The organism is Rhodococcus sp. LW-XY12 (assembly GCF_019317345.1).
Taxonomy (GTDB): domain Bacteria; phylum Actinomycetota; class Actinomycetes; order Mycobacteriales; family Mycobacteriaceae; genus Rhodococcus; species Rhodococcus pyridinivorans.
The window spans coordinates 5,061,983-5,085,058 of the sequence record NZ_CP079225.1; the positions used below are offsets into that span (position 1 = coordinate 5,061,983).

36 protein-coding genes and 2 pseudogenes are annotated in these 23,076 nt (G+C 66.3%); 10 read left to right on the forward strand and 28 right to left on the reverse strand.

The features are described 5' to 3' along the window. Positions 1 to 17: 17 nt before the first annotated feature. From KXC42_RS23395 to KXC42_RS23510, 25 genes and pseudogenes are all read right to left on the reverse strand, one after another. A complete protein-coding gene (locus KXC42_RS23395; RefSeq protein ID WP_219129673.1) occupies positions 18 to 932 on the reverse strand; it encodes a hypothetical protein in 915 nt (304 codons plus the stop codon). Positions 933 to 981: 49 nt separating this feature from the next. Further along, entirely contained in the window at positions 982 to 1,173 is a 192-nt protein-coding gene (locus tag KXC42_RS23400; RefSeq protein WP_219129674.1) for a hypothetical protein, read from the reverse strand. Then, positions 1,173 to 1,517: a hypothetical protein gene (locus tag KXC42_RS23405; RefSeq protein WP_219129675.1), complete on the reverse strand. Its 345-nt coding sequence runs from the start codon at positions 1,515 to 1,517 to the stop codon at positions 1,173 to 1,175. Before KXC42_RS23405 ends, KXC42_RS23400 begins: the two co-directional genes overlap by 1 nt. Then, positions 1,514 to 1,894 carry a hypothetical protein gene (locus tag KXC42_RS23410; protein WP_219129676.1) on the reverse strand — a complete coding sequence of 127 codons (381 nt, stop codon included), beginning with the start codon at positions 1,892 to 1,894 and terminating at the stop codon, positions 1,514 to 1,516. Before KXC42_RS23410 ends, KXC42_RS23405 begins: the two co-directional genes overlap by 4 nt. After that, complete coding sequence (locus KXC42_RS23415; protein ID WP_219129677.1) at positions 1,891 to 2,682, reverse strand: phage antirepressor KilAC domain-containing protein; 792 nt, start codon at positions 2,680 to 2,682, stop codon at positions 1,891 to 1,893. The genes KXC42_RS23410 and KXC42_RS23415 overlap by 4 nt, the downstream gene beginning before the upstream one ends. A 249-nt stretch (positions 2,683 to 2,931) precedes the next feature. After that, a pseudogene (locus tag KXC42_RS23420) lies at positions 2,932 to 3,162 on the reverse strand (glutaredoxin domain-containing protein); the annotation flags it as partial. Further along, complete coding sequence (locus KXC42_RS23425) at positions 3,159 to 3,530, reverse strand: hypothetical protein (protein WP_219130544.1); 372 nt, start codon at positions 3,528 to 3,530, stop codon at positions 3,159 to 3,161. The pseudogene KXC42_RS23420 and the gene KXC42_RS23425, both read right to left, overlap by 4 nt. Continuing rightward, a complete protein-coding gene (locus tag KXC42_RS23430; protein WP_219129679.1) occupies positions 3,530 to 4,012 on the reverse strand; it encodes a hypothetical protein in 483 nt (160 codons plus the stop codon). The genes KXC42_RS23425 and KXC42_RS23430 overlap by 1 nt, the downstream gene beginning before the upstream one ends. Before the next feature lie 82 nt (positions 4,013 to 4,094). After that, a complete protein-coding gene (locus KXC42_RS23435) occupies positions 4,095 to 4,463 on the reverse strand; it encodes a hypothetical protein (protein ID WP_219129681.1) in 369 nt (122 codons plus the stop codon). After that, positions 4,460 to 4,672, reverse strand: coding sequence for a hypothetical protein (locus KXC42_RS23440; protein ID WP_219129682.1), 213 nt, complete (start codon positions 4,670 to 4,672; stop codon positions 4,460 to 4,462). The genes KXC42_RS23435 and KXC42_RS23440 overlap by 4 nt, the downstream gene beginning before the upstream one ends. Next, positions 4,669 to 4,923, reverse strand: a complete 255-nt coding sequence (locus KXC42_RS23445) for a hypothetical protein (RefSeq protein WP_219129683.1) — start codon at positions 4,921 to 4,923, stop codon at positions 4,669 to 4,671. The genes KXC42_RS23440 and KXC42_RS23445 overlap by 4 nt, the downstream gene beginning before the upstream one ends. Beyond that, entirely contained in the window at positions 4,920 to 5,195 is a 276-nt protein-coding gene (locus tag KXC42_RS23450) for a hypothetical protein (protein WP_219129684.1), read from the reverse strand. Before KXC42_RS23450 ends, KXC42_RS23445 begins: the two co-directional genes overlap by 4 nt. Then, positions 5,192 to 5,320 (reverse strand): hypothetical protein, encoded by a 129-nt coding sequence (locus tag KXC42_RS27455; protein ID WP_257605939.1) that lies wholly within the window; start codon positions 5,318 to 5,320, stop codon positions 5,192 to 5,194. The genes KXC42_RS23450 and KXC42_RS27455 overlap by 4 nt, the downstream gene beginning before the upstream one ends. Beyond that, on the reverse strand, positions 5,317 to 5,559 hold the full coding sequence (locus tag KXC42_RS23455) for a hypothetical protein (RefSeq protein ID WP_219129685.1): 243 nt from the start codon (positions 5,557 to 5,559) through the stop codon (positions 5,317 to 5,319). Before KXC42_RS23455 ends, KXC42_RS27455 begins: the two co-directional genes overlap by 4 nt. After that, positions 5,556 to 6,113, reverse strand: a complete 558-nt coding sequence (locus tag KXC42_RS23460; RefSeq protein ID WP_219129686.1) for a hypothetical protein — start codon at positions 6,111 to 6,113, stop codon at positions 5,556 to 5,558. The genes KXC42_RS23455 and KXC42_RS23460 overlap by 4 nt, the downstream gene beginning before the upstream one ends. Further along, positions 6,110 to 6,457 (reverse strand): hypothetical protein, encoded by a 348-nt coding sequence (locus tag KXC42_RS23465; RefSeq protein WP_219129687.1) that lies wholly within the window; start codon positions 6,455 to 6,457, stop codon positions 6,110 to 6,112. The genes KXC42_RS23460 and KXC42_RS23465 overlap by 4 nt, the downstream gene beginning before the upstream one ends. Continuing rightward, entirely contained in the window at positions 6,454 to 7,272 is an 819-nt protein-coding gene (locus KXC42_RS23470; protein WP_219129688.1) for a hypothetical protein, read from the reverse strand. Before KXC42_RS23470 ends, KXC42_RS23465 begins: the two co-directional genes overlap by 4 nt. Positions 7,273 to 7,320: 48 nt before the next feature. After that, positions 7,321 to 7,494, reverse strand: coding sequence for a hypothetical protein (locus tag KXC42_RS23475; protein WP_156895290.1), 174 nt, complete (start codon positions 7,492 to 7,494; stop codon positions 7,321 to 7,323). A gap of 2 nt (positions 7,495 to 7,496) precedes the next feature. Then, a complete protein-coding gene (locus tag KXC42_RS23480) occupies positions 7,497 to 7,877 on the reverse strand; it encodes a hypothetical protein (protein ID WP_219129690.1) in 381 nt (126 codons plus the stop codon). Continuing rightward, positions 7,874 to 8,104: a hypothetical protein gene (locus tag KXC42_RS23485; protein ID WP_219129691.1), complete on the reverse strand. Its 231-nt coding sequence runs from the start codon at positions 8,102 to 8,104 to the stop codon at positions 7,874 to 7,876. Before KXC42_RS23485 ends, KXC42_RS23480 begins: the two co-directional genes overlap by 4 nt. After that, on the reverse strand, positions 8,101 to 8,289 hold the full coding sequence (locus KXC42_RS23490) for a hypothetical protein (protein ID WP_219129692.1): 189 nt from the start codon (positions 8,287 to 8,289) through the stop codon (positions 8,101 to 8,103). Before KXC42_RS23490 ends, KXC42_RS23485 begins: the two co-directional genes overlap by 4 nt. After that, entirely contained in the window at positions 8,286 to 8,546 is a 261-nt protein-coding gene (locus tag KXC42_RS23495; protein WP_219129693.1) for a hypothetical protein, read from the reverse strand. The genes KXC42_RS23490 and KXC42_RS23495 overlap by 4 nt, the downstream gene beginning before the upstream one ends. A gap of 193 nt (positions 8,547 to 8,739) precedes the next feature. Then, positions 8,740 to 8,952 (reverse strand): hypothetical protein, encoded by a 213-nt coding sequence (locus tag KXC42_RS23500; protein WP_071935956.1) that lies wholly within the window; start codon positions 8,950 to 8,952, stop codon positions 8,740 to 8,742. Then, positions 8,949 to 9,257 carry a hypothetical protein gene (locus KXC42_RS23505; protein ID WP_071935957.1) on the reverse strand — a complete coding sequence of 103 codons (309 nt, stop codon included), beginning with the start codon at positions 9,255 to 9,257 and terminating at the stop codon, positions 8,949 to 8,951. Before KXC42_RS23505 ends, KXC42_RS23500 begins: the two co-directional genes overlap by 4 nt. Positions 9,258 to 9,490: 233 nt before the next feature. Further along, positions 9,491 to 9,742, reverse strand: coding sequence for an XRE family transcriptional regulator (locus KXC42_RS23510; RefSeq protein ID WP_232238002.1), 252 nt, complete (start codon positions 9,740 to 9,742; stop codon positions 9,491 to 9,493). Positions 9,743 to 9,850: 108 nt separating this feature from the next. On the opposite strand from KXC42_RS23510, the gene KXC42_RS23515 reads away from it, so the two are divergent. Then, complete coding sequence (locus KXC42_RS23515) at positions 9,851 to 10,273, forward strand: helix-turn-helix transcriptional regulator (RefSeq protein ID WP_071935958.1); 423 nt, start codon at positions 9,851 to 9,853, stop codon at positions 10,271 to 10,273. Continuing rightward, positions 10,227 to 10,727, forward strand: a complete 501-nt coding sequence (locus KXC42_RS27840) for an ImmA/IrrE family metallo-endopeptidase (RefSeq protein ID WP_373922201.1) — start codon at positions 10,227 to 10,229, stop codon at positions 10,725 to 10,727. The genes KXC42_RS23515 and KXC42_RS27840 overlap by 47 nt, the downstream gene beginning before the upstream one ends. On the opposite strand, the gene KXC42_RS23525 is transcribed toward KXC42_RS27840, so the two are convergent. Together KXC42_RS23525 and KXC42_RS23530 are read right to left on the reverse strand one after the other, a co-directional pair. After that, positions 10,690 to 12,078 (reverse strand): recombinase family protein, encoded by a 1,389-nt coding sequence (locus tag KXC42_RS23525; RefSeq protein WP_071935960.1) that lies wholly within the window; start codon positions 12,076 to 12,078, stop codon positions 10,690 to 10,692. The two genes, KXC42_RS27840 and KXC42_RS23525, sit on opposite strands and share 38 nt — an antisense overlap. A 35-nt stretch (positions 12,079 to 12,113) precedes the next feature. After that, a pseudogene (locus tag KXC42_RS23530) lies at positions 12,114 to 12,230 on the reverse strand (SDR family oxidoreductase); the annotation flags it as partial. A 172-nt stretch (positions 12,231 to 12,402) separates the two neighbouring features. Between KXC42_RS23530 and KXC42_RS23535 the strand changes: the two are divergent. Genes KXC42_RS23535 through KXC42_RS23550 form a run of 4 tightly spaced genes read left to right on the forward strand, consistent with a single transcriptional unit; the run spans position 12,403 to position 17,070 of the window. Further along, positions 12,403 to 12,891 (forward strand): (2Fe-2S)-binding protein, encoded by a 489-nt coding sequence (locus KXC42_RS23535; RefSeq protein WP_006550769.1) that lies wholly within the window; start codon positions 12,403 to 12,405, stop codon positions 12,889 to 12,891. Between the two features lie 2 nt (positions 12,892 to 12,893). Next, a complete protein-coding gene (locus KXC42_RS23540) occupies positions 12,894 to 15,293 on the forward strand; it encodes a xanthine dehydrogenase family protein molybdopterin-binding subunit (RefSeq protein ID WP_024102442.1) in 2,400 nt (799 codons plus the stop codon). Further along, positions 15,290 to 16,144 carry a xanthine dehydrogenase family protein subunit M gene (locus KXC42_RS23545; RefSeq protein ID WP_219129695.1) on the forward strand — a complete coding sequence of 285 codons (855 nt, stop codon included), beginning with the start codon at positions 15,290 to 15,292 and terminating at the stop codon, positions 16,142 to 16,144. The genes KXC42_RS23540 and KXC42_RS23545 overlap by 4 nt, the downstream gene beginning before the upstream one ends. Positions 16,145 to 16,197: 53 nt before the next feature. Further along, entirely contained in the window at positions 16,198 to 17,070 is an 873-nt protein-coding gene (locus tag KXC42_RS23550; RefSeq protein ID WP_219129696.1) for an SRPBCC family protein, read from the forward strand. A gap of 71 nt (positions 17,071 to 17,141) precedes the next feature. Here KXC42_RS23550 and KXC42_RS23555 read toward each other — a convergent pair whose 3' ends face one another. Continuing rightward, positions 17,142 to 18,065, reverse strand: a complete 924-nt coding sequence (locus KXC42_RS23555; RefSeq protein ID WP_006550773.1) for a LysR family transcriptional regulator — start codon at positions 18,063 to 18,065, stop codon at positions 17,142 to 17,144. A 288-nt stretch (positions 18,066 to 18,353) separates the two neighbouring features. On the opposite strand from KXC42_RS23555, the gene KXC42_RS23560 reads away from it, so the two are divergent. From KXC42_RS23560 to KXC42_RS23575, 4 genes are all read left to right on the forward strand, one after another. Further along, entirely contained in the window at positions 18,354 to 20,429 is a 2,076-nt protein-coding gene (locus KXC42_RS23560) for an ATP-binding protein (RefSeq protein WP_219129698.1), read from the forward strand. Between the two features lie 48 nt (positions 20,430 to 20,477). Then, complete coding sequence (locus KXC42_RS23565) at positions 20,478 to 21,371, forward strand: amidohydrolase family protein (RefSeq protein ID WP_019290572.1); 894 nt, start codon at positions 20,478 to 20,480, stop codon at positions 21,369 to 21,371. A gap of 206 nt (positions 21,372 to 21,577) precedes the next feature. Next, positions 21,578 to 22,078 (forward strand): cysteine dioxygenase family protein, encoded by a 501-nt coding sequence (locus tag KXC42_RS23570; protein ID WP_037217386.1) that lies wholly within the window; start codon positions 21,578 to 21,580, stop codon positions 22,076 to 22,078. Positions 22,079 to 22,161: 83 nt separating this feature from the next. Next, the gene (locus KXC42_RS23575) at positions 22,162 to 23,073 is read left to right on the forward strand and encodes an ABC transporter substrate-binding protein (RefSeq protein ID WP_024102446.1); all 912 of its coding nucleotides are present in this window, start codon (positions 22,162 to 22,164) and stop codon (positions 23,071 to 23,073) included. Positions 23,074 to 23,076: the final 3 nt, after the last annotated feature.

Below are 23,076 nucleotides of genomic sequence, written 5' to 3' on the forward strand. Positions count from 1 at the left end.
GTGACGAGGACCTTCGGTCAGGCAGATTCGGGGGTGTACCAGTCGCCGATGCCGAGGAACTCGGTCTCGTAGGTACGCAGGTCCAGGAGGTGGTAGAGGTGCTGAATCACCTCGTAACGAGCACGCGCGCTGGGGTTGGCCTGGTTGATCCGGTACCGGGCGATCGGGTCGATCCGTAGCGTCCCGTCGTCGTGGCGGTCGTCGGGCGCGGAGTATTCGATCCAGCACAGGTACGGGTCGGTTCGGGTCAGGCCGCGGTGCCGGATCTGTGAGAACACCCCGCCGCGGGGGTGTCGTGTCCGGTCGACGGCGGTGCCGAGGTACCAGACCTGCTGCGCGGTGCGACGCCAGCTCTCAGGCCGGGCGCCGACGGCGCTCATCCACCAGAAGTCATCGATCTCCGGGGCGTCATCGATGACGAGAAGGTCGGCACCGCGCGCGCTGTCGATCGAACGGGCGCTGCCGCGGGCACGGAACTTGATGGATCCGCCGTGGACCAGCCTGATTTCTTCCTCACCGCGAGTCCAGTACATCGTCTCTACCAGGCGGTCCAGGTGAGGGCAGGACTTGATGATCCGGGCTGTCCGGTTCATCGCATTGCGCGCTGCCTCACGATTCACTGTGGTGTGGACGACATTCTCGCCGAGGACGTACATGCCGCCGAGCTCGCGGGATTCGGCGAGAGCGGTCATGCCGTTCTGTCGGCCGGCGAGGACACCGACCTCGGACGCAGACCAGACGGGACGGGACGGTCTCGGCACACCGGCAGGCCTGGGCATGATGCGTGCGGCCTTCTCGAGCACGAAGTGCTGCCACGTATCGAGCGGCCGATCAGCTACCTCGCTGACCGACGCGAAGTCCGCGGCGAGCATCGATTCTTCGTCCCAGAGCTTCGGTGCGGTGAAGATCCGTGGGCGGTGGCGTTCGTTCATCGTGTGTCCTTCGGGAAGGCAAGTGAGTGAATTGGGGGTGGTGAGCCGGTCAGCGGCGCGGTGTGAGTGGTTCCAGCGGGTGCGGAGGCAGTTCCTTGCCGGACATCGGGCAGGGTTCGCCACGGGTGTCGCGGTGGAACCGGACCTTGCGGGCATCGGTGAGCGTGCATCCGCGCCAGCACACCGGGCACTCGGTGGTGACCGAGGAGAGGAAGCGCTTCCGCGCGTCGACGAGCGTCATTACTTCTCCCCTGCCAACGCCCAGCTGTCCGGGTCATCGGGGTCGACGCCGGCGAGTTTGAGGCTGACGCGGATGTCCTCTCCGAGCTTCTGGAATGCCGCCGCGATGCCCTTGAACTGGCGTCCGATCCGTTGCCATGCCAGTTCTGACCGCACGTCCTTCAAGCCGAGGAAGGCGCGCTGTTCGTCGTAGGTCATCTCCACGAACGGGTCGCCCCACAGGTGTCCGCAGGCGCATCGGTGCGGGCTGGGGTGGAGGGGGCGGTGGTGCGTACACAGGCATTTGTGGCCGGGTGCGGCTTCGAGGGTCGCGGCGCAGTAGGTGTCCATCCAGTACTTGCTCATCGGTCAGCCTTCCCGTCGAGGATCATGAGGATGCGGTCGCCGATGCCGGTGGCAGTGGCGTAGATCGCGAGGCTCACGAGTGCGTCGGTGGGTTCCTCGGGGAGCTCTACCGCGTCGATGTCATCGGTTCGGATTCGCTCGGCGTACGAGCGGATTTCGTCGAGCTTCTCGCTGTAACTCAAGGCAGCCAGGTTGGCGAGGCCGCGGCCGAGAGACTGTCCAGCGCGCCGGCACGCGTCGATGTTCTCGTGCGCAGCCTTCTCGGCGATCTGGCAGCGGCGGTTCAGTCGCTGGTTGGTCGCGCGCGCAACTGCGAGTTGTTCCTCGAGCTCGTCGATGCGGGTCTGCGCGTCGGCGAGATCACGGGGCGGGGTCATGCGTCCGCTCCGTTCACGAACTGCACCGGCTCATCGACGCCGTGCAGCTTCTTCCGCAGGAACGGCAGCGCCGACGGCTTCACGAACGTGCGCGTCGTCGGGATCGTCTCTTTCGTCGTCGGATGCTGACGCGTGCCGAGTTTCACCTCGAAGTGATGCGCGTACCGCTGGTAAGGCAGGTTGTTGCTCTGCAGGATCCCCAGACGACGCAGGTCGCGGAAGAACACGTTCGGACCCCAGTGCATGGCCTTCGCAGCGGCCTGGAGCGTGTAGAGCCCCTCGGCGTTCATCAGCTCGTCGGCAACCTGCGCGCGAGGCTCGAGCTCGGCGACCTTCCGCTCCGCGGCTTCCGCGCGCTCTGCCTCGTCGGCTGCCGCGCGCAGAGCCTGGGCGTAGGTCTGCGGAACGGCAGGCCGGGCCGACGTGGTCTCGGCGACGCGGGTCTGGATCGCGAAGTACGCCTGCGCCGCGGCGACCTCCGGCTTGTGGGGGTCACCGTTCATCGCGATGAGGTAGGCGGCGAACCGGGTGAGTTCGTAGTCCTGGGCGGCGGGCCCGGAGGGGGCGACTTTTCCCGATCGGGAAAAGTGGGTCTCCGGGTCGTGTCCCTGGTTCTCGACCGTCTTCCATGCGCGGGTGAGTGGGGTGAGGAAGTTCTTCCACTGTCCGTACGCCATGGCGGTCATGAGGTCGCGGGCGGACCAGAACTCGGTGCCGTCGGCGCGGACCTGGCGGATGGCGTCGAACGGCGATGTCTCGGTGAGGTCGAACAGGTCGAGAGTGCTCATGTCAGTTCCGGTCCTTCCTGGGTCTCGGCGGGGTGGGTGGTGGTCAGTCGCGGCCGAGGTGGATGAGGGCGGTGCCGGTCATGTCGAAGACGATGGCGGCCATGGTCAGCACGCCGGCGGTGCACAGGTTTCCGATCCCGGCGATAGTTGCGAGTGTCTTCATGCCGCGCTCGATTCGAGCTCGGTGAGCCAGGCTTCGGCTGTCGCGTCCAGCTCTGCGATGCCTGCGGCGATCGTGTGCAGACGGCCGAGCGCGTTGAGCTTGTCCGGTCGGAATCCGGACCAGTGCATGTCGCCGGCCACGATGACCGGCACGGCCTGGTAGCCGAGAAGCTTCACCGCGTCGGCGGCCTCCGGGTCCTGATCGACGTAGCGCAGTTCGTACGGGGTGCCCTGGCGGTCGAGGTGACGTTTCGTGGCGACGCACTGCTGGCAGCCGGCCGTCTTCGCGAACAGGGTCACGGGAACAGGGGTGGTCACTGGGGGTCTCCGATCGTGATGGTGAGCCAGAGCGCGCCGTCGCGGCCCTTCTCGGCTGGATGGATGACGGGCATCTGCTTCGTCATCTGGTCAGGGGTGTCGTCTGCGACGAGGCCGGCGTCGACGAGGCCATCGCAGGCGGCCTTGAGGACGGGCATGAGGTTGTCCGAGTCGCGGCGACGGTTGACCTTCGGCCGGTAGTGCAAGCAGACGGTGACGTGGTCGCAATTGGTGGGGACCTTGGCTTGCCTGGCGAGAAGCCATGCGGTGGTGCGGATTTGCTTCGTTATGCGGGAGCTCTTGCCCCAGTGCATCCGTGAGTTCATTGACAGCGGCACCGAGTCGTACCCGAGGTCGAGGGTGTGCATCACGGCTCGCCTTCCAGAGCGCGGCGGCGAGCTTCGACCAGCTCCTCGGGGTCGTAGTAGTGCACGCCCTGGTGGCGCTCGTCGCCGCATGAGTACTCCTCGCGTTCGGCGTAGCGCAGACCACAGTCGGTGCAGCGCACGTTCCCTTCGTTGACGAGCGCATTCCATGCGCGAACGCGCTGCTCCTCGGCTCGATACCCCGCGAGTTCAGCATCGGCCTGGTCGAGTGCATCGAGGAGTGCCGGGAGCGCGGTCACAGCAGCGACGATCAGATCGGCAAGGTCATCGGTGTAGACGTGCGCGAATGGGTTGCACTCTTCGGTGAATGGTTTCCCGTCGGAGAGCACACCGGCCTCGTCGCCGATCGTCTTGAATCCCTGGTGATCGAGGTCGTGCCAGATCGCCCACGGCTGATCTGTAAAGCCTGATCCCAACAGACGTCGCAGTTCGGCGCGGCCCTCGGGAGTCGTCGGATCACTCATGCCTGCCACTCCTTCCGGTCGGCGGACCCGAGGGCCGACACGGTCCATGCCATTGCTTCGTGGGTGATCCGATGGCATGGGCTCATGGCTGTGCCTCCGCTCGGTTCGCGGCAGCGAGACACCGAGCAGCCAGGTCCCGCAACTGGAATGAGTTGACGCCGTCGTTGACGCCGAAGTACTCGGGAACCTCGAGCTGAGTGCGGGAGTACGAGTACACGGTCAGGCGAATGTGTTCGTTGGAGAAGTCGGGGTTGCCCCACTTGTCCTTCTCCGGCTCGGGCAGTTCGACGATGCCAAATCGTTTTGAGACCTCGTTGAGCTGGTGTCCCAATAGGTCACCGCCTACCCATCCACACCGGCATTCCGTCTGTTCCTCGGCGGGTTTCCTGGAATCCCAAGAGCGCATCGCGTGCTTCTTGAACTCCTGGGCGAGTTCGTCTCGGATGCTCATTTGAGGGGTTCTCCGTTCGCGAGTTTCGTGGCCGTCTCAGCGAGTCGAGCGATGAACGTCGCTCGGATCAACGAGGCAGCGGCATCGTCGGTGACCTTCAGGACGGTTCCCCTGGGTCCGATAGCTCGGACGGCGTGCGCGGCGAGTGTCTCTGCGAGCTGTCCGCTGATCTGAATCTCGCGTGCACGGGCCTTGTCGGGGTTCTTCACTGCGAACCGTCGCTGGGAGTCGTCTCGGCGGCACTGATCACCGTGTCGTCGGGGCCGAGGGTTGCGCCCCCTTCGAATACGGGCGGCTTTCCGGTCAGGAGGACGAGTTCGACGGTCCAATGGTCTTTGTGTTCCGTGTCCGGGCGCACGATGATGTCGCGCCTAATACAGCCAGGCAGGAGGGTGTCGCCGACGCGGATTCCGTCGGGGCCGATTGTGATGGTCTTGCGGTAGTCGTCGATGGCACTCATGACTTCTCTTTTCTGTCGCGGTTGGCCGCCTCTACGAACAGGTCTGTCTCACAGAGGTTGAGCGTGTTGACGACCGACTGGTCGCCGTGGTCGTGGGCACGGATGCACTGCCACTTCCCTTCGCGGCGAGCAACGATGCACTCCTCGGGGTCCAGATCGACAGTGACCTGACCGCCCGGAATCCATCCGCCGGCGGAATACGATTCGCGATCTGAGGCATCCCATTCGTCGGCGGGGTCGGCACCGGGATCCCCTCCCCTGTAGCCGCTCATCCCCACACCTGCTCCCGGTCGTCCTGTGTGCCGGCGAACCACACCGCGAATCGGTAGATGCCGAGCCCGGTGACCGTGGCGAGTGCAGCGCACGCGACGACAACTGCGGCGGACGCGGCGCTCACAGCCCGACTCCAAACGCATCGACCAGCTCGCGTGTGGTCATCGCCTCGACCTCGTTGCGGTCGTGTCCCTGTGACACGGCGTAGGCGACCCCCGCGTGGTGCGTGGACTGGTGAGTGGACAGCGGCCGAGTGGATTCGCGGGTGACGTTGTCTGCCGGCAGGCACACACCGCCGCACGGGGCGGAGCGGATCGACGCGCACTTGCGGCAGTCCCAGACTTGGAGGTCCGATGTGGTCACTGGTGGGTTTCCTTCGCGGTGTCGGTGAGCCAGGCGTCGAGGCGGTCGCGCAGTGCGCGAGCGTCGGCGCGGTTGAGGTAGACGGAGAGGTCACGGTGGGCGCCGATGTCGTCAGGGTTGATGCGCAGCAGCACTTCCTGCTCGAGGTTCGGCGCGAGGTTGGACACGGCCGGCTGTTCGATGCTGATCGCGTCGCCGAACACGGTCAGGACCGGATCTCCGTAGCGGATACGGCCACGCCCGGCTCGTTTACGTTCGACCTCCGAGCGGTGTTGGTACTCGGCAGCGATGCGCTGATATTCGGTGTGCAGAGCCCGTAGCTGTTCGACGCGCTCTTCGGACCACTGGAACCGGCCCGCGAGTTCGGTCATCGCGCCGGACTGGTCCTCGACGGGTACGCCGGGCTCGTCGTCCCAGCCGAGGACGATGCCGTAGAGCCATGCGGTGTCGTTGTTGCGTGCCCAGTCAGCGGAGCTGAACGCGAGGACGTTCTCGATCGTGCGCAGTGGATCGCGGTCGGACGACCGGTGTTCCGGCTGTGTATCGAGGATCATGCGGGTCCCTCCGGGAAGTCCTTGAGGATCTGGCGAAGTTCCCAGGCGCATGCGCGGAATGCGGTTGCGGCCTCGACGCTCGTTTGAGTCGATGAGGATTCCTGCTCCCAAGAGATGATCGCCGCGGCGAGGATCTTCACGAGGCCTTCGGGCGGGTCCGGGTAGTCGCGCATCGCCCACATCCGGTTACGGATGGCGGGGTCCGGGTGGGCGAGCTGCCGGGTCGAGAATCTGTCAGAGACAGCCACGGACGCTTCTGCGACCGCGACGGGAACGAACTCGGCCATGAGCTGCTCGAAGCGTTTTCGGCTGTCGCCGGTGAGGATGTACGTCTCGGTGCTCACTGGTCGCTGTCCTTCGCCGAGAAGCTGATCGACGTCACGCCGGCCTCGACCAGGAGCCCGGCACCTTCCTTGAGCACCGAGGTGATGGTGGTGTCCTTCGTTGCATTGCGTGGGAGCGAGTCGGCCGCCGGCAGCCGGACGTCCCACGCGTCGGCCCACTGCAGGTGACGCGCGCGTTCTTCGTCGGTGAGTTGCACCGGGGTGAGGAGTCCGAGGAACGATTCGCCGATGACGACGGTGAGCGTCCGGGACTCGGAGTGTGCGGTGATCTGGATCGTTTCGTTGTAGGCCTTGGCGGCTGCGGTGAACGCGGACACGATCTTCGGGCTCATGTTCACGGTGGTGAGCGCAGTTTCGGGCATGCAGCGGATGCGGGAGATGGTGTGGGCGACGTCCGCGAATCCGGTGTAGGTGTCCATGCGGGGCAACTCGAGGGCTTGGCCGTCGATGCCGGGCAGTCCGGAGACGTCGGCGATCTTCACGTAGTTGTCGCCGACCTCGATCTGCAGGATCGCTTCGGGCTCGTCGCCCTTGTCGGCCGGCGCCTTGAAGACGGAAAGGATCTTGCGGATCTGCTCGGACGCGAGATCGACGAGGATGCCGTCCTCGGGGATCGGGATGATGTCGTTCTCGGTTTCCCAGATGGAGACGATGGCAAGTCCGGATGTCCAGCCGTCGGTGGCGGTGAGCGTGATGTTGTGCGGGTCGATGGTGAAGCGCACCCGGTCGAGGATCTCGATCTTCGGGTTGGCGTGCGGGACGACTGCGGTGCATGCGCGTCGCAGGTCGTGGGTGGAGACGCAGATGGTGGTCACTGCTGTCCTTCCGGTGCGGGGTGTGGCGTTTCGAGTGGGCTGGCGATCTCAGGCAGTCCAGGCCCGGCACTGCACGTGCTTGACGACGCCGGCGGGCAGCTGCTCGTCGCAGACCGAGCAGAGCCGGACGACGGGTGGCACGTTCGCCGCGGCGGACAGGATCGCGGATGCGACCGGAACGCTGTCTGTGACGCGGTATTTCGCGTGAGGATCGTCGGTCACGATCAGCCCCGGCGGATCTCGCGAAGACATCCGACGCAGACCAGATACGGCACGGTCGCATCGGATTCCCGGATTGGGATCTGGGGGTCGATGCCGGCGGTGACGAGCCCTCCAGCGCACTTACTGCACATTCCGCCTTGCACGTCCGTAGGCGGTGTCCGTGGTTGAGGTTTCGGTTCCGGCTTCACGAGTCCCGCTCTGCGCAGCACTCGTCGGACCGCGTCGGCATGCTGCTTGAAACCCTTCTGAACAGCTTTGTCTCGGTCCTCGAACGCCTTCACGATCCCTTCGTGGAAGCGTTGGTGTTGTTCTTCGTCGACGACGACCGCGGCGCACAGGTGGCACAGGGCGAATGCGCTGAACATTGGCGAGGTATTGGTCACTGGATTCTCGTTCCGTTGTTCGCTGCATCGACGAGCTCGCGGCGGTAGACGCGGAGGACACGAGCGCGGACGAAGGCGACGTTCAGCAGTGCCCAGCCGGTGAGCAGGACAAGCCAGCCCCATCCGAGTGCAGCAAAGGTCAGGACGGCGACGACGAGGAGAACCTCGGCGATCGTGAAGAGGTTGAGCGTCTTCTTCGGCAGCGGCCGGTCGAGGTTGTCGGTCATCGGTTCGCATCCGTTCCGAGGGCCTCGTGCAGCTCGGCGATCATGTTGTCCTCGCCGCCGGTGCCGAACTGGCTCCAGGTGCGCAGCAGCGAGCGGACACGGTTGACGACGACACCCGGGGGCGGGTAGCCCTCGGTCGGGTATCCGCCGGCGTCCTGGCGCTTCTTCTCGAGACCGTGGCTCATCGGTCGCTCCCCTGCTCCGGGTCGTCGAGGATCGTGGCGACCAGTGCGGTGGCGAGCTCGATGCGGGTGGCACGGCTCAGCACACCGGCGGTGGCGATACGGATGTCGCCAGTCGCCTCGTCGAGGACGACCATGGTGTTCTTGTCGGTCGAGAACCACGGCAGGGTGATCGGCGGACAGTGCAGAATGGCGTACTGCGGTCCGAGTTCGTTTGCTACAGCGCGGAGATCGGTGTCAGTGAGGTCGTTCGTCGTCATGATGATCGGCTTCCGAGGTAGGCGGCTGCGTTGTTCCAGGCTTCGGTCTTTCCTCGCGACGCGGACTTGCCGAGGGTCGCGAGGACGGGCCGGCGCAGGCGGTCGGGCAACCGTCGCCAGCACTCGGAGCAGGCGAAGGTGTTCGCGTGCAGGAGTCTGTGCGGGTGTCCTGGGCACCTGCGCCGGCGGGCGCTCACTTCTTGGTCTCCGGCAGGCTGCGGATCTGCACGGGCATGTCGAGGGATTCGACGGTGCAGGGGGTGTTGCCGCGCCACAGTCGTCCGGGCCGGTCGCCGATGGTGAAGACGCGACCGGAGTCGAGTTCGACGAATCGGGTGCCCTTGGCGAGGTGCCAGAGGATCCGGCTGTCGAAGATGACCGGTTCGGTCGCGTCGTCGGTGATCATGCGATGCGTCCTGTCGCGCCGATGATGTACAGGAATCCGATCCCGCAGATGACTGCGCTGAGGGCAAGGATCCACAGCCACATTTCAATGCCAGTGGGGCCGTCGACGATGACGTCCTCGACGAGCTCGGTGTCGTTGACGTCGACGACCTGGGCGTCGAGAACGTCGGACTTGGCGGGGGTGGTGAAGAAGTAGGCGGTGTCGACGGGCGTAGTGAAGAAGTGGGCGGTCAGCTCGTCGAAGATCGGGGTGTCGACCGGCTCGAGCACGGCGACGTTGGGGCGGGTAATGTTGGTGCTCGACATCGGGCTTCCTTGTCTGTTCGGTGTCGGTAGCCGTCAGCTGCGGTATCAGCTGGCGGCTTCTTTCTTGTTTGCTTCGTTCCGGACGGACTAAGCGGCAGTGTCGGTTGACGCTGTTGAGATCGACTCAGCAATAAGGCGCAACACCTGGACCGTCCGCGTTGGGAGCGGCTTGCCCCACTGGGACCTGCCTTGCGCTCTACCTGCTGAACGAATGCGTTCGAGTTCCTCGTCTGTCATGCCGCGTCCGAATTAACACGGCGAACAAAATCGAATGTCTCTCGGCCGGTGATGGTGGCAATGGCGAGGATCGTCACGTAGGACGGCTCGGATCCGTTGCGGAGTGCGTCAACGTCGGCGACATTGCAGCGTATGGCTGCGGCGAGCTGCTCGTCAGTGCCGAAGTTGTGGTCTCGCTTGAGTCGATCGATCAGACCGGGCTCAAGCTCTGCACGCATCTTCACTCTGGCCTCCAGGACGTTTGTCATCGAACGATGACAGCATGCCTCGAGTTGAGGATTGGTGTCAACAATTGAGGAATTTTTTCCACGCCTAGGGATTGACGATCGGGGTCACGTGATGACAGGATTCATCACATGGAACATAGGCAATGGCTCGAGAAGCTGCTCAACGGCGATTCCATCCGAACGGCCGCACGCAAGATCGGCATTGATCAGAGCACCATCACCAAGCAGCTCTCGCGAGGAGGCATCCGCCCCGAGAACGTCATCGCGCTCGCCCGGGCCTATGGCCATAAGGCTGCAGACGAACTCGTGGCCACTGGATACCTCAAACGGGCAGATGTAGAAGGCCTAGGCGTGGAGGAGGCATTGCGCCGTGCCACGAACGGTCAGCTCCTCACGGAGATCGACCGGCGCATGAACGCCGGCACTGGGTCGGTGTTCACCGAGACTCCAAGCAACGTTTCATCGAATCGTGACGATCTCCACCTTCGGGCCGTCTCTTATGAACATGATTACGAGGACGGAGAGGAAGACGATCACGGGTACATCCCGTAGAAAGGACACGATCTCGTTGGTGAGCAGGTTGATTTCAGTGGCAGCGACCCTCGGCGTGACAGTCGTCGAGGGTCACCCCCTCCGGGGCCGCGCGGGGCACTATGACGATGAAACGCGAACTATCGTCCTGAGACCCGGGCTGACTCGCCGGCGCAAACGCGGCGTCCTCGCTCACGAGCTCGGCCATGCCTTCTATCGCCACATCCGCAGTTGCGATCCTTATCTGAAAGCACGGCAGGAACGACAAGCCGACGAGTACGCTGCGCGGTTGCTGATCACGGCGGACGAGTACGCTCGCGCCGAACAGATTCACGGCCCAAACGTCAGAATGCTCGCCTACGAACTTGATGTCACAGAGCCGATCATTCTTGCGTGGCGAAATATGTACCGTGCAGGCCGGTACACAGGGCGACGTCTCATTTCTGCCAGGTCAACCGAACATCTTCGGGGTTGAACACCCGACGAGTTCCCCTGACAGGCAGGATCTCGACCTTGACGAGTGTGCGCACTACTTCGCGACGGTGTTCGATGCTGGCTTCGTACCATCGTGCCTCAGCTTGAGGGCCGGCCATCTCGCCCACAATGGGTGACGATGCAGCTCTCCGAGCGCGGACTTCAAGTTCTTCGATTTGCGGGACGAGGGTTTTCTCCGCCTGCCCGACGACAGCGGAGGAAACCAGACCCTCGATCCCATCTTTGATGAACGAGTCAAGTCGGGCCTGGAGCACTCGAGCCTGGGCGTACAAGTCAGCAGCTTCGGTGCCTGTTGCGCCGATCGTACCAATCAGCGATGGCTCCTCGAGTCGACCTATGACAGCCGCTGTGACGTACTCATCGAGAGGCTTCATTTTCCTGGTGACGCAACCGTTTTCATTGCAGTGATAGGCTTCGTGGCCCTTCCTGTTGATCCGTCGCATGGTGCTGCCGGACTGTTCTCCGCAGACACCGCAGAGCGCAATCCCTGTCAGAAGGTGCCGCGGCGCCACCCCGCGGTGGGTCACCCGCGTCGGATCGGTGAGAATCGCGGTCAGTTTCTCTTGGTCCTCCGGCGTAATGAGTGGCTCCCATTTGCCCTTTCCGACCGGGGCACCCTGGTGCACGCGAATGCCAGCGTATGTCGGACGGAGAACCATTCTCTTGATCATCTGAGGCCGCCATGTCTGGGCGCCGGGCGGAGGAGGAGTGCCGCGTTCCCGGAAGTCGCGAGTGATCGCATGCAGTGTCTCGCCCGCAAGGATTCGGCGTGCCGCCTCCTGCACAATCAGCGACCCGGCTCCATCTGGAATTCGCTCAACGATCCGACCGGTCTCTGGGTCGCGCACAGCTCGGTATCCGTACGGGATCTTCCCGTGGGGTCGTCCGGCGAGCGCGGAGGCCCGAGCCGCGCGGAGAACATGCTCGCGGATGTTCTCAGCTTCACGTTCGGACAGGAGCGCGTCCAGTCCGGTGGTGAATCGGTCGTCACCGCGGTTCAGGTCGTAGGTGCGGCCGCTGTACGACCATAGGACACCACGGTCGGCGCAGAGGTTCCGTAACTGTACGTACGCTTCGAGGTCGCGCTGTGCACGGCTCGCAACCCACGTGACCAGAACATCGCCGGCACCGAGCGTATCGTGCAGTCGGCGCCACGCAGGGCGGTCCTTCCCGGAGAAACGCGATGCACCGATGTCGTTGTCTGTAAGGACTTCTGAGATCTCCCAGCCCTCACGTTCGCACACTGCACGGCACTCGGCTTCCTGCTCGGAGACGGAGCGGCCTCGCCCTGTTGGGTCGCTGCTGACTCGGCAGTAGATGATGGCGCGCACAAGCCAAACAATACATCCCTGTATTGACACTTAAGAGTGTTCACCGCGCCCGGGTGGATGCTGTCGACCCGGATGTCGTGCTGTCCGAGTTCGGCGGCGAAGGCCCGCGCCATCCCGACGAGGGCGTGCTTGCTGGTCGTGTAGTGCACCAGATGTTCCTTGGCGCCCTCCGCCTCGACCAGCCGGCGTGTCTCGTGACGATCCCGCCTCCGATCGACGCGAGCCCAAAGGCGATTTCGGCGATTCGGGTCCTTTCGACGCGCGATATGCAGCAGAGTGTCAGTGATCTGTATCACTGCGCTACGCGAGGCACTTGGAGGATCGATGCGCATCACTGTCACCGTAGACGGAACGCAGTACACGGACGACGTGGAACCGCGACTGCTTCTCGTCCACTACCTCAGAGATCGACTCGGGAAGGTGGGCACGGTGGTCGGCTGCGACACGAGCAACTGCGGCGCCTGCACCGTGTTGCTCGACGACCGCAGCGTCAAGTCGTGCTCGATGCTCGCGGTACAGGCCGACGGACACTCGGTCACCACCGTCGAAGGGCTCACCACGAACGGCAGCCTGCATCCGGTCCAGGAGGCGTTCCGCGAGAAGCACGCACTGCAGTGCGGCTTCTGTACGCCCGGGATGATCATGGCGACCATCGACCTGCTCTCCGAGAACTCCGATCCGAGCGACGAGGACGTACGGCACGGTCTCGAAGGAAATCTGTGCCGCTGCACCGGATACCAGAACATCGTGGCCGCTGCGCGTGACGCCGCTCAGCGACTGCGCGAGAACCCGGCCGCCACGCAGGAGGTATGACGATGACGAGCACCGTGGATCCCACCACCGACGAGGGCACCGGCGAATCCGAACTCGGCCGGGCACGCCGCCGCAAGGAGGACGAGCACCTCATCACCGGCCGCACGCGCTGGACCGACAATATCGTGCTCCCTGGGATGCTGCACGCCGCGATTCTGCGCAGCCCGATCGCGCACGCCCGCATCACCGGACTCGACGTCTCCGAGGCCCGGGGCAAGCCGGGGGTCGTCGCCGTCTACACGGGCGCCGACCTCGCCGAGGAGCAGGGCAGCCTGCCGTGCGCGTGGCCGATCACCGAGGACATGAAGACCCCGAACGCCCCGGCCCTGGCCGTCGACACCGTGCGGTTCGCGGGTGAGGCCGTCGCAGTCGTGGTGGCCCGCAGCGCATACGAGGCCCACGATGCCCTCGACGCGATCGACGTCGACTACGAGGACCTGCCGGTCGTGCTCGATCTCGAGAGCGCGGCGCAGGACGGCGACCTCGTCCACCCCGATCTCGGCACCAACGTCAGCGCGACATGGGTGTTCGACTCCGCCGAGGCCGGCAGCGGCGGCAACGTCGAGGACGCGATCCGCGACGCGGAGGTGGTCGTCGAACGGACCTTCCGGCAGCAGCGGCTCATCCCGGCCTTCATGGAACCGCGATCGGTCGTCGTCGACCCCACCGCCTCGCAGATCACCATGTGGTCGGCGACCCAGGTCCCGCACGTGCTGAAGCTGATGCTCGCGATGACCCTCGGTCTCCCCGAGCACAAACTGCGCGTCATCGCCCCCGATGTGGGCGGTGGTTTCGGCGGCAAGCTGCAGGTCACGCCGGAGGAGGTGCTCACGCTCCTCATCGCGCGTCGCCTACACAAGCCCGTCAAGTACACCGAGACGCGCAGCGAGTCGATGCTCGCCGCGCACCACGGCCGCGACCAGGTCCAGAAGCTGACCCTCGCCGCGCGCCGCGACGGCACCGTCACGGGCCTGAAGGTGGAACTGCTCGCCGATATGGGCGCCTACCTGCGTCTCGTCACCCCGGGTGTGCCGATCCTCGGCGCGTTCATGTTCAACGGCATCTACAAGTTCGACTCGTACCGGTTCGCCTGCACCAACGTGTTCACCAACAAGGTGCCCACCGACGCCTACCGCGGCGCCGGACGCCCCGAGGCCACCTTCGCGATCGAACGCATCATGGACGAGCTCGCCGTCGAACTGTCCATGGATCCCCTCGAGCTCCGCGAGAAGAACTGGATCAAGCACGAGGAGTTCCCGTTCGACACCGTCGCGGGCCTGACCTACGACTCGGGCAACTACGAGGCCGCGACCGCCAAGGCCCGAGAGTTGTTCGACTACGACGCATTACGGCGCGAGCAGACCGAACGACGCGAGCGCAACGACCCGGTGCAGCTCGGTCTCGGTGTCTCCACGTTCACGGAGATGTGCGGCCTGGCCCCGTCGCGGGTGCTCGGTTCACTCTCCTACGGCGCCGGCGGCTGGGAGCACGCCGCGATCCGCATGCTCCCCACCGGCAAGGTGGAGGTCGTCACCGGTTCGTCCGCCCACGGTCAGGGCCACGAGACGGCGTGGAGCCAGATCGTCGCCGACCGGCTCGGAATCCCGTTCGAGGACATCGAGATCCTGCACGGCGATACGCAGAGTTCACCGCGCGGTCTCGACACCTACGGCTCCCGCTCGCTCGCCGTCGGCGGCATCGCGGTCGTGAAGGCCGCCGAGAAGGTGGTCGCCAAGGCCCGGCCGATCGCCGCACACCTGCTCGAATGTTCCGAGGACGATCTGGATTTCGAGGCAGGACAGTTCCGCGTCAAGGGCACCTCGAAGTCCGTCGGGCTCACCGACGTCGCGCTCGCGGTGTTCGCCGCGCACGACCTGCCCGACGGTGTCGAACCGAACCTCGACTCCGAGGCGACCTACGATCCCGACAACTTCTCGTTCCCGCACGGCACCCACCTGTGCGCCATCGAGGTCGACACCGAGACGGGGCACGCGCGGATCCGCAAGTACGTGTGCGTCGACGACGTCGGGCACGTCGTGAATCCGCTCATCGTCGAGGGTCAGGTGCACGGCGGACTCGCCCAGGGTATCGCCCAGGCCCTCTACGAGGAAGCGGTGCACGACGAGTCGGGCACGTTGCTGAGTTCGTCGTTCGCCGAGTATCTGCTACCCACCGCGGTGGATCTGCCGCCCTTCGTCACCGATCGCACCGACACTCCGGCACCCGGTAATCCGCTGGGTGTCAAGGGTGTCGGCGAGGCAGGAACCATCGCCTCCACCCCGGCCGTCGTCAACGCCGTACTCGATGCGGTCCGGCCGTTCGGCGTCACCGACGTCGAGATGCCCTGTACACCGATGCGGATCTGGCACGCGCTCCGCGACGCCCGAGGAGGCACGAAATGATACCGGCCCCGTTCGACTACGTCGCCCCGTCGAGCGTCGACGAAGCGGTCGCCGCGCTGACCGAGGCCGGTGAGGACGCGAAGGTCATCGCCGGTGGGCAGAGCCTCATGCCCGTCCTGCGCCTGCGGATGGCGGCACCGACCGTGCTCGTCGACCTCGGCAGGATCCCCGAACTGCGGGGCATCCGCGACGACGGCGACGCCCTGGTGATCGGCGCGACCACCACCCACCACGATGTGCTGCACGACCCGCTCGTCGCGGAGCACGCACGGTTGCTGGCCGAGGCGACGGCGACCGTCGCCGATCCCCAGATCCGGCACCGCGGCACGTTCGGCGGGTCGCTCGTGCACGCCGACCCGGCCGGGGATCTCGCGGCGCCTGCCGTGGCGCTCGAGGCGACCTTCACCGTGGCCGGTCCGTCCGGGCGTCGCACCATCGCGACGGACGACTTCTTCCAGGACTTCTTCACGACCGCGGTCGAGCCCGGAGAGATCCTCGTCGAGGTCCGGATTCCCAAGCACACGGGCTGGTCTGCGCGCTACGAGAAGTTCCATCGCGCGGCCCAGCAGTGGTCCATCGTCGGGGTCGCTGCGACCCTACAGGCGTCCGGCGACACCATCGAACGGGCGAGGATCGCGCTTACTAACATGGCAGCCGTCCCGGTCCGGGCACGCGGCGTCGAGGAATCGCTGATCGGTAAGCCCGCGACGGCCGAGACGATCCGGGAGGCCGCCGAGCTCGCCACCGACGGCACGGCTCCCATGACCGACGGGAATGCCGACGCCGAGTATCGGAGCCACCTCGCCCGGGTACTCACCCAACGAGCGGTCACCACTGCCTCCGGGGTCTAGGCGTCTCCACGCCGAACACCGAGATCCCGGACCACTTGTTCGGAAAGGACCTCATGCAACTCGAACACACACTGTCCGTTCCCGCCCCGGTCGACGAGGTGTGGACCGCCCTGCTGAATCCGGAGAAGGTCGCGCCGTGCATGCCGGGCGCGACGCTCACCGGGGTCGACGGCGACACGTTCACCGGGACCGTCAAGGTGAAGCTCGGACCGGTGGCGCTCACGTTCAAGGGCACCGGCGTGTACGTCGAGAAGGACGAGAGCGCCCGCCGGGCGGTCATCGAGGCCAATGCGAAGGACACCCGAGGCAACGGCACGGTGGCCGCGACCATCACCGTCACCCTCACCGGCGACGGCGACCGCACCGACGGCATCGTGAGCACCGACATGAAGATCACCGGCAAGCCCGCCCAGTTCGGGCGGGGGATGATCTCGGATGTCGGTGGGAAGATCCTCGAGCAGTTCGCGGACTGCCTGTCGAAGAAGCTCGGACCCGAAGCGGCGGCCTCCTCCACGTCCTCCTCTGTGTCCTCCTCCTCCGCGGCGACCGCTGAGGCAGCCGAGTCGCAGCCCAACGAGTCCGTGCCGGCGAGCCCGCCGCTCACCGCCGCGGGTTCGGGCGACGAGCCGGCCGGTGGAGCATTCGTCGGGCCCGGCGCCGGGGACGACGACTCCGCGCAGCTGCGGCCGAACGAGTCGGTTCCGCCCAGCCCGGTGAGCGCCTCACCGGCGCCGACGATGACCTCGACGCCTCCCACGCCGTCGACGACTCCCTCCCCGGCCGCGCCCCCGCAGCCCGAGGCCGAACCGCTCGACCTCATGCAGTACGCGAAGGGATCGGTCGCGAAGCGGGTCGCGCCGGTCGGAGTGGTCGCGATTCTCGTCGTGGTCATCGCGGTGATCCTCCAGCGTCGATCGGGACGCTGACCTCGTCGGATCCACTCGAACGCTGCGGATCGAACCCCGTCGAACGGGCCGGTCCGCAGCGTTCGTCGTCGTCAGCCTGCCTGTGCTGCGACGCGGCGACGTCCGATCGGGTCGAGCTGCGCACGGAGCCAGGCGTGCGCGGGATCCGCATCGCGCTCGGCGTGCCAGACCGCGAATTCGCGCAGGGGCGGCAACTGGAAGGTCGGTTCCAGGATGCGCAGGAACGCCATCTCGGCGAGGTGCCGGGCCAAGCGCTCGGGCAGGAACGTGACCATGCGGGTGTTCTCCAGGGCGTACGGAAGCACCGCGAGGTTGCCGCTGGTCGCGCCGACCTGGGCCACCGCCCCCGCACGCAGCAGAGCGCGGCCGAGGTTGGTGTCGTCGGAATACTGCGCGTAGGACAGCAGCGGGTAGCGGCCGAGCACTTCGCGGGTGAGCTTGGTGCCGGTGTACGGGTGGCCGGACCAGACCGCCCCGACGAGTCTGTCGGTCAGCACGACCTGCCTCCGGCAGCTCTCGAACTCCGGGGATTCGAGCACGTGTTCCGGTAGCACCGCGAGATCGATCTCGAACCGGCGGAAGGCATCGAGACCGGCACCGTTGAACGGCAGCAGATCGAAACGGATGCCGGCCGGGGTGCTCCCCCGGACCAGCAGACGCAGGAGGGTGATCGCGGCGTAGTCGCCGGTCATGATGGTGAAGGTGCGTGAATCCGTCGCGGGATCGAAGCCGGGCGCAGCCAGTACCGAGCGCTCGAGGGTCCGCAGCACCTCGCGGAGCGGTTCGACGATCGCCTGGGCGCGCACGGTGGGACGCAGTGTGCGGCCGCTCTTCACGAGAAGCGGATCGTCGAATTGCTTGCGCAACCGGGCGAGAGCCGTACTCGTCGCCGGTTGCGACATGTTCAGTCGCCGCGCCGCGCGCGTGACATTGCGTTCGGAGAGCAGGACTTCGAGGACGACGAGCAGGTTGAGATCGACCCGTCGCAGATCCATGCGCCCCCCCTGACATCGAAACCCGGCGGAACGGGAAATTCCGGCGGCATCGTAGCGCACGACCGTGATGTATACACAAGATCGAATACCAGCTATCGGACTTGGACGGCGATCTTGTGAGCGCAGCGAAGTACTACCTACTCTGACCCACGTCCTGACGGCAGCGAACCGTGATTCGCCCTGGCCCGAATTTCCAAGGCGAAGTTCTTTACTTGCCGAAGTCCAGTTTCGGCCGGCCGCCGACTCAGGCAGGTAGAGAGGCTCGGGGGGCGAAACGTTGTGAGTGTCATGAGGAAATTCCGGCAGTACACGCCGGACAACTGGCGTCTGTGGCGCAGGATGACCGCGGTCGTCGCCGTCCCCATCGTCGCAGCGACCCTGTACGGCTCGCTCCGCGTCTACGACCTCTACCAGGAGAACGACGCCTACAGCGCCGCCGCCGAGAACGTCTCCATCCTGCCGACCCTCGCCGACTACGCCACCAGTGTCACCGGCGCCGCGGCAGCGACGATCCTGTCACTGCCCGTCGACAACGGCGCCCAGGTCGCCCGCGAATCCGCCGCGACGCTGCGCGACCACATCGACGCGAAGGATCTCGATCCGCAGATCGCGGCGATGATCAACCGCATGCTCGCCGAGGGCGAGAGCCTGCTCGACAGCGCGTCGTCGGGAACCCTGGCGCCGACCGTGGCCAGCGAGCGCGCCGAAGGATTCGTCAGCCGCGCCCAGGCTGCCTACCGCGCCATCACCACCACCACGGACGACCCCACCGTCCAGCGCGAGAGCGCGACACTTCTCGACCTGTGGGACACCCAGTGGTCCCTGCTCGACCAGGTCCTCGCATACTCCGCGCTGAGCGCCGGAACCGACGGTGCCCTGCTCATGTGGAACAACGCCCTCGGTGTCGAGTCCGCGCGACTGGCCGTCCTCCGTGACACCTTCGTCGAGAACGAGACCGCCGACTCCTCCCGGGTCGACGGTCTGATGACCCAGCTCGAGAATCGCCGCAGCCTCACGGCCAACCTCGACAACGAAGCGGGCAACGTCGCCGCTCTGCGCGGGTCGCTCTTCGAGAGCCTCATGATCTACCAGGAAGAGGTCGCCGGTTCCGCGACCCGAGCCGTGGCCGCCCTCGACGACCTCGCGGCCGAAGCACGCACCGAAGCCCTCAAGAACGCCATCGGTATCGCGATCGTCCTCGCGCTCGCCCTCGGACTGGCGATCGTGATCGCGATGTCGCTCGTCCGACCGCTCCGCCGACTGCGCGACGACACCCTGCGCACCGCCGAACAGGATCTGCCCGCCGCGCTCGCCGCGATCAAGGACGGCGCCGAGATCGAATCCGTCACACTCGATCCGGTCCGCGTCCACACCCGCGAGGAGATCGGCGAGGTGGCGCGCGCCGTCGACAGCATGAACGAAGGTGCCCTACGTCTGGCCGGCGAGCAGGCCCAGCTGCGCCGGCAGGTCAACGAGATGCTCGAAACGCTCGCCCGCCGCAACAAGACGCTCGTGGAACAGCAACTGGCGCTGATCGATTCGCTCGAACACGAAGAGCGCGACCCGACACGTCTGCAGAACCTGTTCGCGCTCGACCACCTCGCCGCCCGCATGCGGCGCACGGGCGACTCGCTGCTCGTCCTCGCCGGTACCCGCCAGCGCCTCGGCCGCGTCCCCGACACACCGCTCGTCGACGTCCTGCGCGCATCCCTCTCGCAGGTCGAGAACTACCAGCGCGTGAACATCGGAAATGCGCCGGACGGCAATCTGGTCGGCAGCGCCGTCACCGACGTCGTCCACATGATCGCCGAGCTCCTCGACAACGCACTGCGCGCCTCACCGCCCGAGAGCACCGTGGCGTTCGCGTTCTCCCGCGCCGTCGACGGCGGCCTCCTCCTCGAGATCGCCGACCGCGGAATCAGTATTCCCGCAGATGAACTCGCCGACATCAACATGCGGCTGGGTTCGGACGGCGAAGCCGGATCCGGCGCCGCACGGCGAATGGGTCTGTTCGTGGTCGCGCGCCTCGCCGATCGTCACGACATCACGGTGCGTCTGCGTCCGACCTTCGACTCGTCCACCAATGCCGGCATCACTGCGAGCATCTACCTGCCGACCAGCCTGCTCAAGGGAACCGGCAGGAACCACGACGATCCGTACCGGATCGATCGGCCGCGCCGCCTGCCCGATCCCCCATCGGAGTACGGCGAGCAGTTCCACGCCGACCCGGCATCCGGATCGCAGCCGGTGGTCGGAAGCCGTCACTCGGCACCCACCCCCGCTCTCGCGACGCCCGGGACGAGTCCGGGTATCCGGCGCGGACAGCTGCACGAACGATGGGTTCCCCGCGGCGCGGGACAGTAGGCGACGCGGACAACGGACAGCGGGCGGGCGGTCTGCCATCCTGACGGCATGACCGTTCCCCGCGTCGACGTCCACCAGCACGTCTGGCCGGCACCACTCGTCGCTGCGTTACGGGCACGCACCCGTGCGCCGCGGCTCGTCGGATGGACGCTGTACCTCGGCGGCGAACCCCCGTACGAGGTGCGACCGGAGAATCACTCGATCGCCCGGCGGGCCGAGCTCGCGGCGCAGGACGGCATCGACTTGGCGCTGGTGTCGTTGTCGAGCCCGCTGGGGATCGAAACGCTTCCCGCAGCCGACGGGGCCGGCCTGCTCGACGCCTACCACGAGGGAGTGCTCGCGCTGCCGCACCCGTTCGGGGCGTGGGCGGCAGCGTCGGTCGACGATCCCGATCCCGCGGCGCTGCGCAAGGTGCTCGGGGCGGGCTGCGTCGGTCTCCAGCTTCCCGCCACCGCGTTGGCGGATGCCGACGGCTACGCGCGGTGCGCCCCGCTCCTCGACGAACTCGACCGCGTCGGTGCTCCCCTGTTCGTGCATCCCGGGCCCGCCGCGGCCGATCCGTCGGCTCCGCCGTGGTGGCCGGCGATGGTGTCGTACGTGGCGCAGATGCACACCGCGTGGTTCGCCTGGCACGAGTACGGGGCCCCTCGCCTCCCCGGACTGCGCGTGGGGTTCGCGATGCTCGCCGGGCTCGCGCCGCTGCACGCCGACCGGATGGCCGCGCGCGGCGGACCGGCGACGGTCCCGTCGGCCGGAGTGTTCGTCGACACCTCGTCGTACGGTCCCGAGATCGTCGAGGCCGTGGCGTCCGGACTCGGCCCCGACCGCGTCGTGCTCGGTTCGGACCGCCCGTACGCAGCACCGTTGCTGTTCGGCGACGCGCGCGACGAGCCCGTACGGCGACGCAATCCGGCCCGGTTGTTCCGAACGTCACACGAGTGAAAATCTTGACAGTGCCGCATCCGGCCGCTGAAGTGAGCGACATGCGTCTTCCGGCGACCCTGCGGCATCGCAGGCTTCATGTGGACTACGTCCGCATCGCCGGTGGTTTCTGTGGTTGTCGCGCCTGTCGTTGATCCCGGCCCGACCCACTTCCCCTGCCCGGACGACCCTACGATCCCGTCCGGCTCCCGTTTCGAGGAACCACGATGGCTGCTGCTCTTCTGTCCCCCTCCGTGCGCGTCGATCTCGCCGAGATCGTCCGTGACATCGCCGCGGACGTCTCCCGCTGGCGTCCGCTCGTCCGCTTCGACGAGACCGAACGCTGGTACACCCGGCTCGCCGTCGCCGACGACTACGAGGTGTGGTTGCTGAGCTGGCTTCCCGGGCAGCGCACCGGGATCCACGATCACGGTGGGAGTGCCGGTGCATTCGCCGTCGCGCAGGGACAGGTCCGGGAGGACACCGTCGACCAGCCGTGGTCGGAAGATCTTCCCGGGCAACGCGTGACGCTCTCCCGCACCCATCTGTCGACGGGTGTCACGCGTCGATTCGACGATCGGCACGTGCACGAGGTCGTCAACGACGGTCCCGTCCCGGCGGTGACCGTGCACGCCTATACCCCCGCGCTGGACTCGATGAGCCGATACCGTCTCGAGAGCGGCATCCTCGCCCTCACGACCTCGGAGCGTGCCGGCGACGACTGGTGATCCACTCGTGACAAATCCGGCACAGTGGGTATCCGCCGGGATAGAGTCGAAAACCGACCGTGCCGCATCCGAGGGAGCAACCCGTGAAACGCTTCGCACGCACCACCGCGCTTCTCGCCGTGTCCGTATTCGCCCTGGCCGCCTGTTCCGGCGGCGGAGACGAGGATCCCCTCGCCGGAGACACAGCGGACGGAGGCGCGATCGTCGTCGGTTCGGCGAACTTCCCGGAGAACGTCCTGCTCGCGGAGATCTACTCGCAGGCGCTCGAGAGCACGGGGGCCGAGGTCACCCGCCAGTTCAACATCGGCAGCCGCGAGATCTACTACGACCAGGTCGCCTCGGGTGCCATCACGCTCGTCCCGGAGTACAACGGCGCACTGCTCGCGCGGGTCGACCCCGACAGCACCGCCTCGACGACGGAGGACGTCAATGCGGCCCTGTCCGAAGCCCTTCCGGACGGGCTCGAGATCCTGGCCTCCGCCCCCGGTGAGAACAAGGACGCCCTCGTCGTCACCGAGGAGACCGCGCAGCGCTACAACCTTGTGAGCATCGCCGATCTCGCGCCGGTCGCCGGCGAACTCGTCCTCGGCGGACCGCCCGAGTTCGAGACGCGTCAGCAAGGTGTCGTGGGTCTGCGTGAGGTGTACGGGGTCGAGTTCCGCGAATTCGTCCCCACCGACACCGGTGGCCCCATCACCATCCGCGCGCTCTCGGACGGCACCGTGCAGGCCGCGAACATCTTCACCACCGATCCGTCGCTGAGCACCGAACCGTTTGTTGCGCTGGAGGACCCGGAATCGGTCTTCGGAGCCCAGAACGTCACCCCGCTGGTGCATCGCGCCGATCTCGACGACGACCACGTCGCGAAGATCGACGCCGTGTCCGACAAGCTCACCACCGACACCCTCGTCGTCCTGGTCGGACAGGTGGTCACCGACGGTCGCGACATCGACGTCGTCGCCGAGGAGTGGCTGCAGCAGAACGATCTGAACTGACGG

Excerpts from the sequence above, each read along its gene's own strand:
- KXC42_RS23395 (WP_219129673.1), bottom strand. The coding sequence starts at position 932 with ATGAACGAACGCCACCGCCCACGGATCTTCACCGCACCGAAGCTCTGG.
- KXC42_RS23400 (WP_219129674.1), bottom strand. The coding sequence starts at position 1,173 with ATGACGCTCGTCGACGCGCGGAAGCGCTTCCTCTCCTCGGTCACCACC.
- KXC42_RS23405 (WP_219129675.1), bottom strand. The coding sequence starts at position 1,517 with ATGAGCAAGTACTGGATGGACACCTACTGCGCCGCGACCCTCGAAGCC.
- KXC42_RS23410 (WP_219129676.1), bottom strand. The coding sequence starts at position 1,894 with ATGACCCCGCCCCGTGATCTCGCCGACGCGCAGACCCGCATCGACGAG.
- KXC42_RS23415 (WP_219129677.1), bottom strand. The coding sequence starts at position 2,682 with ATGAGCACTCTCGACCTGTTCGACCTCACCGAGACATCGCCGTTCGAC.
- KXC42_RS23425 (WP_219130544.1), bottom strand. The coding sequence starts at position 3,530 with ATGCACACCCTCGACCTCGGGTACGACTCGGTGCCGCTGTCAATGAAC.
- KXC42_RS23430 (WP_219129679.1), bottom strand. The coding sequence starts at position 4,012 with ATGAGTGATCCGACGACTCCCGAGGGCCGCGCCGAACTGCGACGTCTG.
- KXC42_RS23435 (WP_219129681.1), bottom strand. The coding sequence starts at position 4,463 with ATGAGCATCCGAGACGAACTCGCCCAGGAGTTCAAGAAGCACGCGATG.
- KXC42_RS23445 (WP_219129683.1), bottom strand. The coding sequence starts at position 4,923 with ATGAGTGCCATCGACGACTACCGCAAGACCATCACAATCGGCCCCGAC.
- KXC42_RS23450 (WP_219129684.1), bottom strand. The coding sequence starts at position 5,195 with ATGAGCGGCTACAGGGGAGGGGATCCCGGTGCCGACCCCGCCGACGAA.
- KXC42_RS23460 (WP_219129686.1), bottom strand. The coding sequence starts at position 6,113 with ATGATCCTCGATACACAGCCGGAACACCGGTCGTCCGACCGCGATCCA.
- KXC42_RS23485 (WP_219129691.1), bottom strand. The coding sequence starts at position 8,104 with ATGACCGACAACCTCGACCGGCCGCTGCCGAAGAAGACGCTCAACCTC.
- KXC42_RS23490 (WP_219129692.1), bottom strand. The coding sequence starts at position 8,289 with ATGAGCCACGGTCTCGAGAAGAAGCGCCAGGACGCCGGCGGATACCCG.
- KXC42_RS23495 (WP_219129693.1), bottom strand. The coding sequence starts at position 8,546 with ATGACGACGAACGACCTCACTGACACCGATCTCCGCGCTGTAGCAAAC.
- KXC42_RS23500 (WP_071935956.1), bottom strand. The coding sequence starts at position 8,952 with ATGATCACCGACGACGCGACCGAACCGGTCATCTTCGACAGCCGGATC.
- KXC42_RS23505 (WP_071935957.1), bottom strand. The coding sequence starts at position 9,257 with ATGTCGAGCACCAACATTACCCGCCCCAACGTCGCCGTGCTCGAGCCG.
- KXC42_RS23510 (WP_232238002.1), bottom strand. The coding sequence starts at position 9,742 with ATGACAAACGTCCTGGAGGCCAGAGTGAAGATGCGTGCAGAGCTTGAG.
- KXC42_RS23515 (WP_071935958.1), top strand. The coding sequence starts at position 9,851 with ATGGAACATAGGCAATGGCTCGAGAAGCTGCTCAACGGCGATTCCATC.
- KXC42_RS27840 (WP_373922201.1), top strand. The coding sequence starts at position 10,227 with ATGATTACGAGGACGGAGAGGAAGACGATCACGGGTACATCCCGTAGA.
- KXC42_RS23535 (WP_006550769.1), top strand. The coding sequence starts at position 12,403 with ATGCGCATCACTGTCACCGTAGACGGAACGCAGTACACGGACGACGTG.
- KXC42_RS23540 (WP_024102442.1), top strand. The coding sequence starts at position 12,894 with ATGACGAGCACCGTGGATCCCACCACCGACGAGGGCACCGGCGAATCC.
- KXC42_RS23545 (WP_219129695.1), top strand. The coding sequence starts at position 15,290 with ATGATACCGGCCCCGTTCGACTACGTCGCCCCGTCGAGCGTCGACGAA.
- KXC42_RS23550 (WP_219129696.1), top strand. The coding sequence starts at position 16,198 with ATGCAACTCGAACACACACTGTCCGTTCCCGCCCCGGTCGACGAGGTG.
- KXC42_RS23555 (WP_006550773.1), bottom strand. The coding sequence starts at position 18,065 with ATGGATCTGCGACGGGTCGATCTCAACCTGCTCGTCGTCCTCGAAGTC.
- KXC42_RS23560 (WP_219129698.1), top strand. The coding sequence starts at position 18,354 with ATGAGGAAATTCCGGCAGTACACGCCGGACAACTGGCGTCTGTGGCGC.
- KXC42_RS23565 (WP_019290572.1), top strand. The coding sequence starts at position 20,478 with ATGACCGTTCCCCGCGTCGACGTCCACCAGCACGTCTGGCCGGCACCA.
- KXC42_RS23570 (WP_037217386.1), top strand. The coding sequence starts at position 21,578 with ATGGCTGCTGCTCTTCTGTCCCCCTCCGTGCGCGTCGATCTCGCCGAG.